The sequence below is a fragment of the Thioalkalivibrio sp. AKL10 genome (assembly GCF_000381845.1).
GTDB lineage: Bacteria > Pseudomonadota > Gammaproteobacteria > Ectothiorhodospirales > Ectothiorhodospiraceae > Thioalkalivibrio > Thioalkalivibrio versutus.
This window is the reverse complement of the sequence record NZ_KB907142.1, coordinates 617,636-634,355: the sequence shown is the minus strand read 5'-3', so window position 1 is coordinate 634,355 and position 16,720 is coordinate 617,636. Positions and strand designations below refer to the sequence as shown.

Sequence of the window (16,720 nt, the reverse complement as noted above, 5' to 3'; positions counted from 1 at the left end):
GCGTCTGTCGCCGATGATGTTCGAGGCATCCACCCTGTGGCTGCTGAAACGCTTGACCGGTATTCAGGTTCACTGGCTCTACGAACTGGGCGCGGACGCCTCGGACACCGGGGGCTCGCACGGGGCTTCACCGGATGTGTGCTATCACCAGTTCCGTGATGTTTCCGGGTTCGACAGTCTGCCCGAGGACCAGGCCCGGGCGATCGCGGGCCACACCGGCCGGTCACCCCGGCGCCTGTTGCGCGAGGGCGGTCGCATCCATGCGATGGAGGAGCACGGGCGGATCGTGTCGCAGCTGAATGTGCAGTTCGGCGAGTTCGATGTGTCCACGCCGATTCCGTTGCGATTCTCCCTTCCGGCCGATGCCTTCTTCGTCTCCTTCCTGTACACGCCGGAAGCCGAGCGCGGTCGTGGGTACGCCCAGGCACTGGTGCGGCATGCCTGCGAGACGCTGTTTTGGGAGGGCTACGGGCGCGCGTACTGCCATGTCCGCTCCACCAACATTGCCTCCCGGCGGGCATTCCGGCGTGCGGGCTGGCGGTCGGCGGGGCTCATTGTGAGCACCTTGTCGGGGCGGCTCCTCGGTACGCCGAGAGCGAGCCGTCACGGTTTGCGGATCGTTTTGGTCAGCGCTGCCTCAGGTGACGCTGAATCCCGCCCTTGATGCGCAAGCCCTTCGCCAGTGCCGATAATCTGTCGGACAGGGTGTTGAACAGACCGAGTGCGGCATACCGCAGGGCGCCGCGCCAGTCTTTGGGGAATAGATAGAATTTTCCCTCATGGTGCAGGCGATTGCCGAGCTTGCGCTTGGCAGGGTTGTCGCCGTAGAGGAGGTCGATGCGGGGGACGGCGGGGCGCAGCGAGACCAGGTCCCGGATCGACTTGACGTGTAGCACCATCCCCGGCGTCCATTCGGCATAGTCCGGGTCGAAGCCCACGTGATGGCTGAAGTAGGTCCCGCCATGGAGAAAGCCAATTCTCCAGGCGATTACCGCGTTGTCGACATACAGGCCATAACAGCGGGCACGCCCCCTGCTTGAAGCCGCCAGCAGTTGCCGTTCGATTGCCCCGCCCGGCCCCACGCCGAGTTTCAGGAGCCGGTGCTGATAGGTGCGACGGGATACCGGCCCCACTTCTTCAAGGAATGACTTCAGCTCGTCCTCGCAGGTCATGACCCGGATTTCGGCCCGGGGCCCGAATTGTCGGTCGAATCGACGCTCTCGCCGTTTCAGGTCCTTGCGATGATCGCGGGGGATGCTGGACAGGTAGTCGTCGAAACTTTCCTGCAGGTCGATGCCCCGGCGTATGTCGGTCCGGCCGCTTTGCAGCACGTGGTAGTGACGGCGGAGCTCGGCCGATTGCAGCGCCTGCCAGAGCGGTTCGCCTTCGACCACGCCGATCAGGAAGACCACGCCGCGGCGGTCCAGGTGACCCCTCAACTCGCCGAGGATGGCGACCAGGTCCTCCTGCGACCAGTCGGGCAGGTTGCCGGTGAGCACATGGCGGCGGATCTCGATGCGCCGCAGGGCCATGCCACCGAGGACGAAGCTGAGGGCCCCGTCGTGGACATAGATGGGTAACTGGCGGGAGTCCCGCTCGGCCAGCAGCACGCTGCCGTGGCCGGGATGCCGCATGGCGAGCAGCCACTCCGGGTCATGCTCCATCATCGTGCCCGGCGCCGGGGGCGTGAAGGTCTCGCCCGGCGAGGCCTGGCGCAGGACCCAGTTCGCTGCGCGGGCACGATCGTTCTGGTGGGTCGCCGTGGCGCTGGGGGAGCGGGCCATGCTCACACCCCGACCGAGGCGTGGTTGAGGCGGTTGACGAGGATGCGCCCCAGAGCCCGATAGGCGGGGACATCAAGCGTGTCGTCATGGGGTGCTGCCGGCTCGTTTCCGAGTGTGCTCATGCAGGCCGCCTCCAGATCGGGCTGTTCCGCGACGAATTTGCACAGTCGTTTCAGGCGGTGACGATTGATGCGATCAAGGGTCGGCGACCGGGCGGCGTCGCCCCGGTGCTTCACGAACTCGAATGGGTGGGTGAGGACCACGACATCCGATACGCCCTGTTCGCGGGCCTTTTTCAGGACGGTCCGGGTCTCCGGCCAGGAGCATCCCGTGATCGTGAGGGTCTTGTAGTGGCGTTCGCCCCGCAGGCAAAAGTCCGTGTAGGTGGTGACCGGGAACTCGCGTATGCCGTCGATATCGTGATGCCCGGCGAACAAGTGCAGCTCGGGCTCGCGCGGGCGGTAGATCGCCAGGCCGATGTTCGAGGCGATCCCCATGCCGCAGCGGCGCATCGCCGCGTAGACGCCAAGCCCGACCTTGAGCCCGCCGGTACGCAGGACCGTGGGCGCGGGCAGGCCCCAGCGGGTGAAGGTGTCCTGGCCCATCCGGATCAGCCGAACCTGCTCGTCCTCGCTGCGGCGGGTGATGTCATCGTTCGGCGGATTCGTCTGCAGCTGTTGAGACCAGTTCGGCTGTTCGAAGTACGTCCAGCAGGGGTGCAGGTGGAGTTGCACGTCATGCCCCCGCGCGGCGATCTCGCGCGCGATGCCCCCCATGAGCTCGTCTCCGAAATAGCAGGTGTTCAGGGTCTCGACAAAGAAGGTGCCGCGAATGCCGTACTGCTCCAGGGTCTCCAGAAGATAGCCCAGACCTTCCGAGCGACCATGGCGCTCGCAGTAGACGGACGGCGGGCCGATCGGCCGCCGGCCCTGCGGGTCGGCAAAGGCCCCGCCGATGCTGAATTCGGTGTCGACCGTGATGTGGACACGGGTGGTCATGCGGCGCGGCGTTCCAGGGGCTCGGCGAGGTTGCGGGCCAGGCGCAGGCCGAAGCGCAGGGGCGTGCGGTCCCAGGGGGTAAAGCGCGGGAGCTGGAACGGATCGGAAGCCGCGCGCGCGGCGCCGGCGGCGGTGGAGACGGCGGCATCGAAGCCGCACTCGCGCGCGATCTGCACGTGCTCGGCGGCGTAGTCGCGGTCCGGGCGGCCGTTCGGGTAGGCGAACAGGCGCAGCGGGCGGTCCAGCAGCGTCTCCAGATCGGCCTTGCCGCGCTGGATCTCGGCGCGCGCGGTGGCGGCGTCCACCTCGGTGAGGATCGGGTGGGTGGCCGTGTGCCCGCCGATCCCCATGCCCGCTGCCACCAGTTCGCGGACCTGCGCGCGGGTCATCATCAGGTCGTCTGGCAGCTCCAGCCCGAAGCGCCGGGCAAGTGCCTCGGTGCCGGCCGTACGCTGCTCGGCGGGCTGGTACTTGAACTGGCCGATCAGGGCGCGAATCAACTCCCGCCGGTCGGCGATGGTGTCCAGCTGCCGCTGTCCCAGACCTTCCGGCGTCAGGTCGATGGGTCCTGCTGGCAGGCGGCGTACGGTCTCGATCAGGGTGTCATTGAACATGCGCCCGCCGTCGAGATACCCGGTGGTGATGAAGAAGGTGGCCGGCACGCCCGCCTCGCGCAGGATCGGCAGGGCGACCTCGGCATTGTCGGCGTAGCCGTCGTCGAAGGTCACGCTGACCGCGCGGGCGGGCAGGGTGCCGGCCCGCAGGCGGTCCACGGCTTCCTCCAGCGGAAGCGGGTTCATGGTGCGGGCCAGCAGGCGCATCTGCCAGCGAAACGCATCGGCGTGCGGATCGCCGGGCAACAGCGGGTCGGGTGCCGGCAGGACGCGGTGATAGATCAGGATGGACAGCCGCGCGCGGGAGCCGCCGGGCGACATCAGGGACAGCAGCGAGCGCAGCAGCATGCGGGTCAGCCCGTGGCGCGGGCGCGCGGCTCGTGCCCCAGCCACTGGGCGATGACGGAGGCAATGCGCTCGCCGGCGCGGCCATCCCAGTATTGCGGGGCGCGGCCCTGTTTGCCGCCATGGTCCATGACGTCGCGGAAGGCGGCCTGCAGACGCTTCGGGTCGTGTCCGACCAGGACATTGGTGCCCTCGTCGATGGTGATGGGCCGTTCGGTATTCTCCCGCAGGGTGATGCAGGGTGCGCCCAGGGCCGTGGTTTCTTCCTGCATGCCGCCGGAGTCGGTGAGCACGACTCGCGCGTCCTTCATCAGGCCCAGCATTTCCAGATAGCCGGCCGGCGGCAGGACCGCGATGGGCGCCTCGCTCAGGTGGTGGTCCAGCCCGGAGGCCTGCAGCCGGTCGCGGGTGCGGGGGTGCAGCGGGAAGACCAGGGGCAGTTCGCGGGCGATGGTCGCGAGAGTGGCGATGAGGCGTTCCAGGATCGCCGGGTCGTCGACATTGGAGGGACGGTGCAGGGTTAGTACGCCGTAGGCGCCCTCCGGGGCGAAGCGCGCCGGGTCGATACCCGCGGATTGCAGGGATGCGTCCCAGGGCACGGCCCGCTCGAGGTTGTGGAGCTGGGTGTCGATCATCACGTTGCCGACGAAGTGGACGCGCTCGCGATCGATCCCCTCGCGCGCGAGGTTGTCGATGGCATGGCCTTCGGTGGTGAACAGGAGATCGGAGATCTGGTCGGTCAGAACCCGGTTGATCTCCTCCGGCATGCGTCGATCGTAGCTGCGCAGTCCGGCCTCGACGTGGATCACGCCGATCCCCTTCTTGGCCGCGACCAGGGCACAGGCGATGGTGGAGTTCACGTCGCCGACGACCAGCACGGCCCGCGGGTTCAGCGTGTCCAGCACCGGCTCGAAGCGGCTCATGACCTCGGCGGTCTGTACCGCGTGGGAGGAGGAGCCGACTTCCAGGTTGATGTCCGGGTACGGGATGTTCAGATCGGTGAAGAAGCGCTCGTTCATCGCCGGGTCGTAGTGCTGGCCGGTATGCACGAGCTGCGCGGTGATGCCCGCGCCGGCCAGCGCGCGCATCACCGGGCCGATCTTCATGAAATTCGGCCGTGCGCCAACGACGCACACGATGTCGCATTGCTGATGGCTTGTCATGGGCTGTCGAGATGTCCTGTGGGCGCATGGGCGGGGCCCGCTTGCGACGACGCCAACGGGCGCTGCTGGGCATCCGCGATGGGTCCGCGAGGCCCGGTCGGGATCCCTGTTGAATCACTTTATCGTGTCTGCAGAAACATGCTGGGCCTTCGTGAATGGCTCGTTAGATCCGGTGTGGGTGGTAGTGCGTGACAACAGGGTGGCCGGGGGCCATCGTTGAGTTCGGCAAGTGGGTTGGGTAAGCGTTTTCGGCAAGGGAGGCCTCGGTGATGGAACGTTTCGATCGCGGGCTGTGCCGTGCCCTTGGCGGGGTGCTGGCGGCGTGCGTCTTGCTGCAGGGGATACCGGCCGCCATTGCAGATCCAGGCACTTCTCCGGTCACAAGTGAGCCTGGAACAGACCTGCCGGATACGGCCTGGAACGTGGTACGGGCGGGTCCGGAAGATTACCGTGCGCGGGTGGCGTCGCTGGAGCCCGGCGACTGGCTGCAGCTGGCACCGGGCGACTACCCCCAGGCCCTGCGGCTGCATGGCGTGCGCGGAACGCCGGAGCAACCCATCGTGATCAGTGGCCCGGTCGACGGCGAGCCCGCCATCCTGCGCGGACGCCGCGGGGAGAACACGATCAGTCTGGTGGACGCCGAGCATGTCGTGATCCGGCACCTGACCCTGGATGGTGGTGGCGAACCCGTGGCCGGGGTGGTCGCCGAGGCGCGCGGTGATGGGGTCCATCACGTGACCCTGGAACACCTGACCATCCGTCATTACGACCATTCGCAGGGCAACACCGGGATCACCACGCGGGCGCCGGCCCGGGGCTGGGTGATCCGGCACAACGAGATCCACGATGTGGGTACGGGGATGTACCTGGGACAGCCGGACGGGAGCAGCCCGTTTGTTGATGGCGTGATCGAGCACAATCATGTTCACCGCACCTTGGGGTACAACATCCAGATCAAGCACCAGACGGACCGCGAGGGGATCCCGGGAATGTCGGCGGAGCCGCGGGAGACGCGCATTCGGTACAACCTGCTGAGCAAGGCAGAGCGCGCCAGCGAAGGGGGGCGGGCGCGGCCCAACCTGCTGGTGGGGCATTTCCCGCCTGCCGGGCCGGGGTCGCAGGACCGCTATCGCATCGCGGGGAACCTGTTCTATCAGAATCCGCACGAGCGTCTGTTTCAGGGCGAGGGGAATATCGAGCTACACGACAACCTGTTCCTGAACGATACGGGCGACGCGGTACTGGTGCGGCCGCACAACCACCTGCCACGCGAGATCCGGATCGTGAACAACACGATCCTGGCCGCCGGATTCGGTATCCGCGTGGACGCGCCTGACCAAGCCTATGACCAGCTGGTGGCCGGCAATGCCGTGTTTGCCGGGGACCCTCTGCAGCTCTCGGGGGGGATCGCGAGGAGCGACAATTTCACCGCGCCGCGCGAGGATGCAGCCCGGTATCTGGCGGCACCCGATGCCGGGCTGGATGCGCTGGATCTCTATCCCCGGAAGGGCGCTATGCCCGAGCGTTCTGACAGCGTGAGTTCGGCCCCGGTCGCGGGTGCGGATCGCGACTACAATGGCCGTTTGCGCGAGCAGGCAGTCTGGGGTGCCTATGCCGGGCCGCCGGGGCCCAACCCCGGACGAGCGGACGGTGTCGGGCCGCGTGTCCCGGGCTGTGCACCCTGCCGGTAACTGGGTTGCGAGCATCGGTATCGCATACGAAAACGGAGAGGTATCCGGCCGGGCGCCCTCCATTACGATTGGCAACGAGAACGGACATCTTATGCATACGCTTCCCGAGCTGGATGAAGTCACCATCGGAGTAGTCGGTCTGGGGTACGTTGGCCTGCCACTGGCCGTGGAATTCGGCCATCAATGGCCCACCCGCGGGTTCGATATCGACCCGGAGCGGGTGCGGCAGCTGCAGGCTGGAGTGGATCGCACGCGCGAGGTAGAGCCGGAGAAGCTCGCCGCGACCCCGCAGCTGACGTACACCGCCGATCTCGAGACCATGCGCGAATGCAACGTGTTCGTGGTAACCGTCCCGACGCCGATCGACCTGCACAAGCGTCCCGATCTCGGCCCGCTTCTGGGAGCCAGTCGCAGTGTGGGGCAGGTCCTCAAGCCGGGCGACACGGTAATCTACGAATCCACCGTTTACCCGGGCGCGACCGAGGAGGATTGCGTGCCGATCCTCGAGGCGCAGTCCGGGCTGGTGCATAACCGGGACTTCTTCACCGGCTACAGCCCCGAGCGCATCAACCCGGGCGACAAGGAACACGGGGTCACCTCCATCATGAAGGTGACCTCGGGCTCCACCCCGGAGGTGGCCGACTTCGTGGACGGGCTGTATGCGCGAGTCATCACCGCCGGGACGCACAAGGCCGAGAGCATCCGCGTGGCCGAGGCCGCCAAGGTGATCGAGAACACCCAGCGCGACGTGAACATCGCGCTGATCAACGAGCTGGCCCTGCTGTTCGAGCGCCTGGGCCTGGATACCGAGGCGGTACTGAAGGCGGCCGGGACCAAGTGGAACTTCCTGCCCTTCCGGCCGGGCCTGGTGGGCGGACACTGCATTGGCGTGGATCCCTACTACCTGACGCACAAGGCACAGGCGGTGGGGCATCACCCGGAGATGATCCTGGCCGGGCGGCGCGTGAACGATGCCATGGGCGCGCACATCGCGGACAACACGGTGCGCGCCCTGGTGCGCAAGGGCATCAACCCGGTGGGGGCGCGGATCCTGGTGATGGGCCTGACCTTCAAGGAGAACTGCCCGGACCTGCGCAATACCCGGGTGATCGACATCCACGCCACCCTGGCTGGCTACAACGCCGAGGTGACGGTCTTCGACCCCTGGGTGGACCCGGCCGAGGCCGAGCACGAGTACGGCATCACGCCGGTGACCGAGACGCCGGCACCGGGGCAGTTCGATGCAATCATCGTGGCCGTGCCGCACCGCGAATTCCTGCAGATGGGGATCGAGGCCATCCGTGAACTGGCCCGGCCCGAGTCGGTGATCTTCGACGTGAAATCGGTCTTCCCCCGCACTGCCACGGATCTCCGCCTGTAAGGGGGCGCCGAGCCCATCAGCGTTCGCGTTGGTACCCCCCCATGTTCCTGATGGGGAGGCTCCGGGACCTGGCGCGTCGCGCACCGTACCCCTGGGCCCCGGCGCGGCGTACGGATGGCGAACGCCACGCCCGCATAACGCCCGCGCTGTTCATGGGCGCGGCCGGAGCTACAGTGGCGGGACGCTTTCGTCCCGGGAGACGCTGAACCGTGTGTCCGTCCGCGTTGTTGCCCCATGGTTTCCGACGTGCCGCCTGATTGCAGGGGCGTCGCTGCCCCGCAAGTGCATTCGGGCGTGACGCGCGCCCGCACCGATTCATGGATCGGCGCTTCCCTGACCCTTCGATGAGCCGGCCGCGCGCCGGTTCGGAACCGCTGTCGCTGCGTACCTGCGCGCTGTGGGCCTGGCTGTCGCTGGGCGCTGCGGTCTACCTGACGCTGCTGCCCTTCGAATTCGGCTCGATGAGCCTGGAGCGTGCCTGGGAGATCTACCGTGGCATGAGCCTGACCGGCCCCGGAACCAGTGGCCGCCAGCAGTTCATGGCCAATGCCCTGATGTTCCTGCCGCTGGGGTTCTTCTGGACCGCATGGCTGACTCATGGTCGCCGCAACCGGCTGCTTGCGGCCGGCGCGTTCGTCTTCGTGGCCGCCCTGGGCCTGGCGGTTACGGCCGGCGTGGAGTTCTTGCAGGTGTGGTTGCCGTACCGGCATCCGGCGGCGGCCGATATCGCCGGAAACTTTTCCGGGGCAGTGGCCGGCTCGCTCGCCTGGCTGGCGTTGCGCGACCCGTTGGCGCGCTGGCGTCGGGTGCTGGAGGGTGCGGGTGCGCAGGCCCTGACCGCCGGGCTGGTGATCTATGCCGCCGCCTATGTGATGGTCGGCTTCGTCCCCTTTGACCTGGTGCTCGCCATGGACGAGCTGCGGGCTCGCCTGGCATCCGATGCCTGGGGCTGGTGGGTCGCTGCCGGGGCCTGCACCAGCGGGATTCGCTGTATCAGCTGGCTGACGCTGGAGGTGGTCGCCAGTATCCCGGTGGGGCTGCTCCTGGCATTGTGGCTGCACCGGCGCGGCGCCTCGCTGCTGGGGGCCGGGATCCCGCTGGCCCTGCTTCTTGCGGGGCTGCTGGAGCTGTTGAATCTCGCCACCCTGTCGGGCATCGCCGAGGGGCGGTCCGTGCTGTTGCGGGCCCTGGGGATGGGCATCGGCCTGGTCCTGTTCCGGAACCTGCCCGTGCATCCCCATGGCGTGATCCGGACGCTGCAGCAGTTCGCCACGCCGATACTCGTGATCGGTGCCGTGTTCTACGCGTTGTTGCTGGTCGCACTCAACCACGGTTTCGGCCCGTTCCACGCCGATGTGGAAGCGGCCCGAATCCAGTGGGCCGACCTGAACCTGTGGCCGTTCTACTACCACTATCACGTGGACGAGATTCACGCCCTGCGCAGTACGGCGCTGCATCTGGCCATGTATGCACCGCTAGGGTTCCTGGTCTGGTTGTGGCAGCTGCGCCGTCCCCTGCAGCCGTCGGCGCTGAACCTGCTGGCCGTCGTGGCAGGGGTTGTCCTGGCGCTGCTGATCGAGGCCGCGAAGCTCTTCGTGGACGGCGCGCGCCCGGACCCGGCCAGCCTGGTGCTTGCCGGCCTGGCCGCCTGGGCGATGGCCGCGCTGCTGCAATGGCTGGGTCGTGCCAGTGCCGTGGGGGGCGCACCCGCAGGACGGGCTGCGGCTGAGCCACGCGGTCCCCACCCGGAGCCGGCTGGACCGGGCCCGAGTTCGCGCGGTTTTCAGCGCCTGCGCCAGGCACTTGCCGGCCTGCTGGCGCTGGCGACTCTGTTGCTGGCGGTGACCTGGCCGGTCGTGCCCGTGGCGCTGAGCGCCGGGTTGCTGGCCTATGCCGCATTGCTGGCGTGGCGGCCGCAGGGCTGGCTGTTCGTGATCCCCGTGCTGTTGGCCACCCTGGACCTGACGCTCTACCACGGGCGCCTTTTCGTCTCCGAGCTGGACCTGTTCCTGTTGATGACCCTGGCCATGGCCCTCTGGCTCGGGCCGCATGCGCTGCATGCGGGGGTATCGTTGTTGCCGCGCGGCATCCGTTGGGCGCTGGGTCTCCTGGTGGCCTCGACGCTGATCAGCCTGGCGGTTGCCCTGTTCCCGCCCGGCACTTGGAACCCCGGCGAGGCGGTGCATTTTGCCCACCAGTGGAATGCCCTACGGGTGGCCAAGGGCCTGCTGTGGGCGGTTGTCCTGCTGGCGATGCTGAGGGTTGCGCCTGTCCCGGTGCCGGAGCAGGTGACGCGCTGGTTTCTCCCCGGGGTGGCGCTGGCCCTGCTGGCGCAACTGGCGTTCGTGGTGCGCGAGCGGGTTACCTATCCCGGGCTGCTGAACTTCGATAGTGGCTATCGGCTGTCCGGGCTGTTTTCGGAGATGCAGGCAGGAGGGCCCAGCATCGAGACCTTTCTGGTGCTGGCCTTTCCCCTGGCCCTGATCTGGTGCTGGCGCCAGCGCCTCGGCCTGATGCTCGCCGGCTCGGCCCTGCTGGCGGTCGGGACGGCATACGCCGTGGCGATGACCTATTCGCGCGGCGGGTATCTGGGGTTGGCCGTGGCTGTGGCCGTGCTCGCGGTCGGGGTGCTGCTGGCGGCGTTGCATGGGCGCATGCAGGCTCGGCAGGGGGCACTGGTCGGTGTGCTGTTGCCCGTGGTGGCGATTGCCCTGGTTGCGGGCACCACGTTGGGCGGGTTTGCCGAGCAGCGGATGAGCCACATCGAACGTGACTTCGGGATCCGCATGGATCACTGGCAGGCCGCCCTCGAACTCCCGGGCGGCGGGCCGCTTTCACCTCTTTTTGGGCGGGGTGTCGGCAGTTTTCCGGAGCACTACCGGACCGGAAACCGGGACGGGCGCTTGCCCGGCAATCTGGCCTTCACCCGCGCGGAGGGTGAGCCGCGCCTGCAAATCGGCGGTGGCGATTCGTTGTTCGTGAATCAGCGGGTGAGCCTGCCCCGCGACGGTCTCTATACCTTGACCGTGGAGGCCGCCAGTGCCCAGCCCACGGGATTTCGAGTCTTCATCTGCGAGAAGCCCATCCGCCATTCCTTCGTTTGTCGCAGCGAAGGCATGCGTCTGGAAGACGGCGGACGTCAGACCTTCCAGTGGACCTTCGATCTGGATCCGATGGAGACACGCCCCTGGCCCATTCAGCGCGGCTTGGTGTTGTCGCTGGGGGTCGATGCGCGCCAGCGGTCTGTCACCGAATTTTACAGCGTGCAGGTTCGGGATTCGGCCGGTCGTGAATACGTCGCCAACGGCGACTTCGAGCATCTGGGCCGTTACTGGTACTTCACCACGGACCATCTGTGGCCGTGGCGGGTCGAGAATCAGTGGCTGGAGATCTATTTCGATCAGGGCTGGCTGGGCCTGCTGGCCTTTGTGTGGCTGACACTGGCGGCCCTGGTCTTGCTGGTGCGGCGTTCGCTGGCGGGCGATGCGGTGGCGCTGGCGTCGACTGCCGCGTTAACAGGGGCGTTGTCGATCGGCGTGTTCAGTACGCTGTTCTACTCCCCGCGGATCGCCCTGTTGTTCTACCTGGTGCTGTTGCTGGGCGTGGCGGCGTCCGCAGCGCCGGCCGCAAAGGGCGTCAGGCAATCCGCGAAGCCCCGAGCAGGTTGAATTTGGGGCAGTCGTGCGGTGCGCGGTCCGGGGCGTTATGGGGCCGTCCGGTCCGCTCGGCTTGTGCCTAACGCTGCCTCGATCCGGCGCCCGGTCGGGCTGTTAAGCTCGCAGGACGAAACCGCGGTGGGGCCGGGGAGATGGGCGAGGCCTTTGATGCATTCGACGAGCGGCTGATGGAGCTGGCTCATTTTGTGGAGGAGGCCGAGTCCCTGGAAAAGGGGTTGGCCGGCCTGGCCGCGCTGGTCAGTCACGCCATGGAGTGCGAGCGCTGTTCGATCATGCTGCTGAAGCCGGACCCGGACGGGGGTGCGGCGCGCTTGCGCGTCCAGGCACATCACGGGTATCTGCCCGATCAGGCCTATGACGTGAGGCAACCGCTTGGCTCGGGAATTTCGGGGCGGGTGGCGAGTGCGCGCAAGGGGCTGCTGATTCGTGACCTGCATGCCTCCGATCTTGCAGCCGAGGCGCGGCGGGCCGAGGGCGCGGGTCCGGTCGACGTGATCGCGGTGCCAGTGATTCTGGAGGGCGATCTGCTGGGCGTGATCAACATCGACAGCCCCGAGGGGCGGGGCCGGCTGACGCAGGAGGATTTGCGCCGGGCGTTGATCCTGGCCCTGGTGGTGGCGAAGTCGGTCCTCGTCCATCGGCTAAAGGGGTTGTTGCGCACGAGTTTTACGCAGATGGCGCTGGCGCGACAGCCGGGGGCGGCAACGGGCCCCATTACTCACGCCCCGGAACGCGTGGCCCGGTTGCTGGCGCGCACGCTGTACGACGAGATGAGCCGGGCCGGATTCTCCCGCGATCATGTGCTGATTGCCGCGACCGAACTCATTGGTCAGGTCAGCGAGGGCCGGGAATGAACCATCACGCGGTCATGGCGATGGCGCAAGGTGCGAACCGGTGAAGGATGCCGGCTTCGAACGCCGCTGGCGCCAGCGCTTCCTGGAGCGCGGGGCGAACCTGGAGGACGATGCCGGGATCGCGGGCTGGACACACAGCGGCCTGCATAGCCGCATCCGGCAGTTCGAGCGGCTGTGGCGGCGCGCCGACCTGGAGCCCGGTCGCTGGCTGGATGTCGGCTGTGGCGCGGGAACCTACACACGGATGCTGCATGCGCAGGGCCATGGGGTCTGGGGGCTGGACTACTCAACGCCCTCCCTGCAGAAGGCGCGGGATCGAAGTGATCCGGCAATTCCCTGGCTGGCGGCGGACATCAATCACCTCCCGCTGGCGGACGCCGCCTTCGACGGGGTGCTGTGCTTCGGCGTTATGCAGGCCTTGTCGGATCCAAAGCCGGCACTTGCCGAGATTCGGCGCGTTCTGCGCCCGGGAGGCGAGGCCTGGGTCGATGCGCTGAACCTGCGTTGCCTGCCCACGGCGGTTCGCGAATGGCGCCGGTGTCGGCGAGGGCGTCCGCCGCATCTGCGCTACGACGACCCTCAGGGTCTTCGCGCGGCGGCGGAGGCCGTGGGTCTGCGGCCCGAGGCGTTGTACTGGCTTCCGTTGGCCCCCGGCCGCCTGGCGCGCTTGCAGCCGCTCCTGGAGAACCGGGGCACCCGGAGTTTCCTGCAGGCGGTGCCGGCCGCCGGGGCGTGGCTGAGTCATTCGTTCATTCTGCGGGTGCGGCGGGTATGAGGGGCGGGCCACTCAGGGCTGTCGGAAAACTTTCCACTCGGCGCCTCCGCGTGCCCCGCGGGCTTTGTATCGTCGAGGGTCGGAGTTTTTATATCAGTAAGTTACCCGTTATTCAAAAGGCTGGCATCCCGCTTGCTATGTTCCAGGAGAAAGCGTCTGATTGCAGTGTACCCCCCGGATCGCAGCCCATTGCGGCGTGGCCGGGTGCCGTTGCCCGGACGGCGAAATGGCGAGGTTTGACCTGGAGCAGGCAAGCATGAGTGATGAACACGAGCACAACGGAAATCATGGCCCCGAAGACGTAGGCGAGAGCAAGTCCACCGCTCCCGTGGACCCGGACACGGGTTCGTCCGGCCTTCGCAGTCGCAGCCGGCGCCGCCTGACCGCGGCCGGCCTGGGTGGGGCGATGCTGGTGTCGCTCCCGGCCAAGTCGGTCTGGGGCGCTCAGGGGCAGTGCTCGCTGTCGGGCAACATCTTCTCCGCCAACGTTTCCAACATTGACCACGAGTGCACCGCGGGCGATGGCTGTACCTCGGCGTTCTGGAAGGACAACTGGGGTGCCTGGGAGTGCACCGGGTATTCCCCGGGTTCCTGCATTCAGACCAGCGGGACCGACAACAACTGCCAGCGTTTTGACGCCACCGTGGGTACGGGCGGGGCGACCTCCTTCGAGGAGGTCTTCGGTTACAGGCCGGAATGCCTGACCGGCACACCCTCGCTGATGGAGGTGCTCCATGCCTGGGGCGTGTGCAGGGGGTCGCTCGACTGGCATGCCGTGGGTGCTGTTCTGAACGCAGCGTGTACCTCGATCGACTTCGGCGCCTCGGTCGACGACGTGATCAAGGCCTATTCGATGGCCCGCGAGGATGTGGGCAAGCACTCCGCGGTGAGGAACGTCTTCGCCTACATGAACGAGCGCTTCTGCCCGATCAACGGCCTGGGCGACTGCGGCGACGGCTACACGCGCAACGAGGCGGGCGAGTGCGTGGAGGTGCGGACCAACTCTTCCACTCTCAATCGTTGATATCCCGGGGCGCTGCCCACCAGCGCTCCTGGGCCGGTCGGTACACGAGGCCCCCTTGTCCGTTTCTGAAGAATCCCTTGCGCTGATCCCGCTGCCTGCCGCTCACGTGCGGGCATGGGGTGAATCGGTGGTGGTCTATGATCAGCGCTGTGGCGAGACGCACGTGCTGCAGCCCCCTCTGATCGACATCTTCCAGGCCCTGCAAGAGGGGCCGATGACGCCGGCCACCCTGTTCGAGTACCTTGAACAGCGATATGACGCCACGGAAGGGGACCTGGAGGATGCGATGCACGCCGGCTTGAGCCAGTTGCGGCAGCATGATCTGATCCGTGTCTCCCCGGAGTCGCGGGACGCGTGATTGCCCATGAAGACCTGAGGGCGGGGTTGCGGGGCGCCGGCCTTGCCATCCAGGTGGGGCCCTTCGTGGTCCGCTTGCGTTCGCGGCTGGACCGGGTCGAGCACTCCGTGGCCCTGTTCTACGACCGGCAGCTTTTGCCGGCCGCCAGTACCCCCTTCGCCGACTTCCACGTCACCCTTGCGGGTTCCCCCGGCCTGCGCTCGGTTTGGCGTCCGCAGGCGCGTTTCTTTCTGGATGGCCGCTCGCCCTTCCGCCCCCTGCCGCTGGCGCACGCCTATCCGCTGTTCGAGTGGGGGCTGAACTGGTGCATTGCCCAGCACGCCCATGACTTCCTGATGATCCACGCGGCGGTGCTGGAGCGCGACGGCCGGGCGCTGGTGATGCCGGGCGAGCCCGGGGCGGGAAAGAGCACGCTGACCGCGGCCCTGACCCTGTCGGGCTGGCGGTTGTTGTCGGACGAATTCGCCCTGCTGTCGCTGGCGACCGGCAAGCTGGTCGCGCTGCCGCGTCCGGTCAGCCTGAAGAATGCCGCCATTGACCTGATCCGCGAACGCTATCCGCAGGCGATCATCGGTCCCGCCTCCCACGACACCAGCAAGGGGACCGTGGCACATCTGAAGCCACCGGATTCGAGCATTGAACGGATGCACCAGCAGGCCGGGCCGGCTTGGCTGGTCTTCCCGCGCTTTGCGGCTGGAGGGCGCGACCGGCTGCAGCCGCTGGAGCGGGCCGAGGCATTGCTGAAGCTGGTCGGCTCGTCCTTCAATTACAGCGTGGTGGGCGGAGCGGGTTTCGAGGCAGCGGCCGATCTGATCGAGAAAAGCGCCTGCCTGAATCTGGAGTACGCGGACCTGGATGCCTCCCTGGGGTTGCTGAACGATCTGGCCGGGGCGGGCGCATGACGCGCCCTGCGCTGGAGCAACTGCTCGCGGTCCTGGTCGAGCCGGCAGCCTCCCGAAGTCTTTCGCTGGCGGATTGGGATTGGCTGGTACGGGTGGCGCGAGTGGCCTCTCTCGAGGGGCGGTTGCAAGCCTTGATCAAGGATGCGGGGGCATTGTCGGATGTGCCTCCGGCGCCCCGGCGACACCTGCACGTCGCGCGGGTCCTGGCGGATCGCCAGCACGCCATGGTTCGCTGGGAGGTGGCACGGATTCACGAGGCCCTGACCCCGGAGGCGACCCCGGTGATGCTCCTGAAAGGCGCGGCCTACGTGATGGCCGGGTTGCCCAGTGCGCCGGGGCGCCAGTTCTCCGATGTCGACATCCTGGTCCCGCAGGCGCAGATCCAGTCGGCGGAACAGCACCTGTTCGTTCAGGGGTGGGTCTGCGAGGGCTACGACACCTACGACCAGACCTACTATCGCCAGTGGATGCACGAGCTGCCTCCGCTCACGCACATGCGGCGCAAGAGCGTGCTGGATGTGCATCACACCATCCTGCCGCCGACCGCGCGGTTGCATCCCGATCCGGAACGCCTGTGGGCGGCCGCGCTGCCGCTGGATGGCTTTCCCGGAATGTACGTTCCGGGGCCGGCCGACATGGTCCTGCACAGTGCGACGCATCTGTTTCACGATGGCGAACTGGAGAACGGCCTGCGGGACCTGGCGGATATGGATGCGCTACTGCGTCATTTTGTGGCGGAGGATTCGGACTTCTGGGAACACCTGACGGCGCGCGCCTTCGAGATGGATCTGGCACGCCCGCTCTACTATGCGTTGCGCTATGGTCGCGAGTTCCTGCAGACCCCCGTCCCCGATTCGGCGTTCCGCGCGTTGGCCGCGGCGCGTCCGGCGCCTCCTCTTCTGGCGCTGATGGACGGCCTGTTCCGGCGCGGCCTGAAACCGCATCACTGGAGTTGCGACGGCCGGTTGTCCGGCACCGCCCGCTGGTTGTTGTATGTACGCTCGCACTATCTGCGCATGCCCTTGCACTTGCTGGTTCCGCACCTGCTGCGCAAGGCGGCCAAGGACCATCGCAAGGGCAACAGGAACCAGGCCGAGCCCTGATCGGAGTGGCTAGGGAAACACTGATCAATGAACGCGTTCGCGCTCGAGTCG

Annotated in this window: 14 protein-coding genes; 10 read left to right on the top strand and 4 right to left on the bottom strand. The window is 67.3% G+C overall.

Annotated features, from left to right (window positions below):
• Positions 1 to 13: 13 nt before the first annotated feature.
• Positions 14 to 664, top strand: a complete 651-nt coding sequence (locus G333_RS0103035) for a GNAT family N-acetyltransferase (RefSeq protein WP_019627627.1) — start codon at positions 14 to 16, stop codon at positions 662 to 664.
• Here the strand turns inward: G333_RS0103035 and G333_RS0103030 are convergent.
• Genes G333_RS0103030 through wecB form a run of 4 tightly spaced genes read right to left on the bottom strand, consistent with a single transcriptional unit; the run spans position 627 to position 4,904 of the window.
• The gene (locus tag G333_RS0103030; RefSeq protein ID WP_019627626.1) at positions 627 to 1,784 is read right to left on the bottom strand and encodes a GNAT family N-acetyltransferase; all 1,158 of its coding nucleotides are present in this window, start codon (positions 1,782 to 1,784) and stop codon (positions 627 to 629) included. The genes G333_RS0103035 and G333_RS0103030 overlap by 38 nt on opposite strands.
• A 2-nt stretch (positions 1,785 to 1,786) precedes the next feature.
• A complete protein-coding gene (locus tag G333_RS0103025; protein ID WP_019571936.1) occupies positions 1,787 to 2,782 on the bottom strand; it encodes a polysaccharide deacetylase family protein in 996 nt (331 codons plus the stop codon).
• A complete protein-coding gene (locus G333_RS0103020; RefSeq protein ID WP_019627625.1) occupies positions 2,779 to 3,744 on the bottom strand; it encodes a polysaccharide deacetylase family protein in 966 nt (321 codons plus the stop codon). The genes G333_RS0103025 and G333_RS0103020 overlap by 4 nt, the downstream gene beginning before the upstream one ends.
• A gap of 5 nt (positions 3,745 to 3,749) precedes the next feature.
• Positions 3,750 to 4,904: a non-hydrolyzing UDP-N-acetylglucosamine 2-epimerase gene (wecB, locus tag G333_RS0103015; protein ID WP_019627624.1), complete on the bottom strand. Its 1,155-nt coding sequence runs from the start codon at positions 4,902 to 4,904 to the stop codon at positions 3,750 to 3,752.
• A 560-nt stretch (positions 4,905 to 5,464) separates the two neighbouring features.
• Here wecB and G333_RS0103010 point away from each other — a divergent pair.
• The 9 genes from G333_RS0103010 to G333_RS0102970 all read left to right on the top strand — a co-directional run bounded on the left by G333_RS0103010 (position 5,465) and on the right by G333_RS0102970 (position 16,669).
• Positions 5,465 to 6,595, top strand: a complete 1,131-nt coding sequence (locus G333_RS0103010) for a hypothetical protein (protein WP_026340862.1) — start codon at positions 5,465 to 5,467, stop codon at positions 6,593 to 6,595.
• A 91-nt stretch (positions 6,596 to 6,686) separates the two neighbouring features.
• On the top strand, positions 6,687 to 7,976 hold the full coding sequence (locus G333_RS0103005) for a nucleotide sugar dehydrogenase (RefSeq protein WP_019627622.1): 1,290 nt from the start codon (positions 6,687 to 6,689) through the stop codon (positions 7,974 to 7,976).
• Positions 7,977 to 8,320: 344 nt separating this feature from the next.
• Positions 8,321 to 11,644 carry a VanZ family protein gene (locus G333_RS0103000; RefSeq protein ID WP_019627621.1) on the top strand — a complete coding sequence of 1,108 codons (3,324 nt, stop codon included), beginning with the start codon at positions 8,321 to 8,323 and terminating at the stop codon, positions 11,642 to 11,644.
• A gap of 140 nt (positions 11,645 to 11,784) precedes the next feature.
• Entirely contained in the window at positions 11,785 to 12,507 is a 723-nt protein-coding gene (locus G333_RS0102995; RefSeq protein WP_018650631.1) for a GAF domain-containing protein, read from the top strand.
• Positions 12,508 to 12,547: 40 nt separating this feature from the next.
• Complete coding sequence (locus G333_RS0102990) at positions 12,548 to 13,282, top strand: class I SAM-dependent methyltransferase (protein WP_018650630.1); 735 nt, start codon at positions 12,548 to 12,550, stop codon at positions 13,280 to 13,282.
• A 256-nt stretch (positions 13,283 to 13,538) separates the two neighbouring features.
• A complete protein-coding gene (locus G333_RS0102985; protein ID WP_019627620.1) occupies positions 13,539 to 14,306 on the top strand; it encodes a hypothetical protein in 768 nt (255 codons plus the stop codon).
• Between the two features lie 55 nt (positions 14,307 to 14,361).
• Positions 14,362 to 14,664: an HPr-rel-A system PqqD family peptide chaperone gene (locus G333_RS0102980; protein WP_019571926.1), complete on the top strand. Its 303-nt coding sequence runs from the start codon at positions 14,362 to 14,364 to the stop codon at positions 14,662 to 14,664.
• Positions 14,661 to 15,566 carry an HprK-related kinase A gene (locus G333_RS0102975; RefSeq protein WP_019627619.1) on the top strand — a complete coding sequence of 302 codons (906 nt, stop codon included), beginning with the start codon at positions 14,661 to 14,663 and terminating at the stop codon, positions 15,564 to 15,566. Before G333_RS0102980 ends, G333_RS0102975 begins: the two co-directional genes overlap by 4 nt.
• Positions 15,563 to 16,669, top strand: a complete 1,107-nt coding sequence (locus G333_RS0102970) for a nucleotidyltransferase family protein (protein WP_019627618.1) — start codon at positions 15,563 to 15,565, stop codon at positions 16,667 to 16,669. Before G333_RS0102975 ends, G333_RS0102970 begins: the two co-directional genes overlap by 4 nt.
• Positions 16,670 to 16,720 lie beyond the last annotated feature (51 nt).

What these genes read in the sequence shown, in the direction of transcription:
- G333_RS0103000 (WP_019627621.1), top strand. Translation starts at nt 8,321, where the DNA reads ATGAGCCGGCCGCGCGCCGGTTCGGAACCGCTGTCGCTGCGTACCTGC.
- G333_RS0102985 (WP_019627620.1), top strand. Translation starts at nt 13,539, where the DNA reads ATGAGTGATGAACACGAGCACAACGGAAATCATGGCCCCGAAGACGTA.
- G333_RS0102995 (WP_018650631.1), top strand. Translation starts at nt 11,785, where the DNA reads ATGGGCGAGGCCTTTGATGCATTCGACGAGCGGCTGATGGAGCTGGCT.
- wecB (WP_019627624.1), bottom strand. Translation starts at nt 4,904, where the DNA reads ATGACAAGCCATCAGCAATGCGACATCGTGTGCGTCGTTGGCGCACGG.
- G333_RS0103030 (WP_019627626.1), bottom strand. Translation starts at nt 1,784, where the DNA reads ATGGCCCGCTCCCCCAGCGCCACGGCGACCCACCAGAACGATCGTGCC.
- G333_RS0103020 (WP_019627625.1), bottom strand. Translation starts at nt 3,744, where the DNA reads ATGCTGCTGCGCTCGCTGCTGTCCCTGATGTCGCCCGGCGGCTCCCGC.
- G333_RS0103025 (WP_019571936.1), bottom strand. Translation starts at nt 2,782, where the DNA reads ATGACCACCCGTGTCCACATCACGGTCGACACCGAATTCAGCATCGGC.
- G333_RS0102970 (WP_019627618.1), top strand. Translation starts at nt 15,563, where the DNA reads ATGACGCGCCCTGCGCTGGAGCAACTGCTCGCGGTCCTGGTCGAGCCG.
- G333_RS0103005 (WP_019627622.1), top strand. Translation starts at nt 6,687, where the DNA reads ATGCATACGCTTCCCGAGCTGGATGAAGTCACCATCGGAGTAGTCGGT.
- G333_RS0103035 (WP_019627627.1), top strand. Translation starts at nt 14, where the DNA reads ATGATGTTCGAGGCATCCACCCTGTGGCTGCTGAAACGCTTGACCGGT.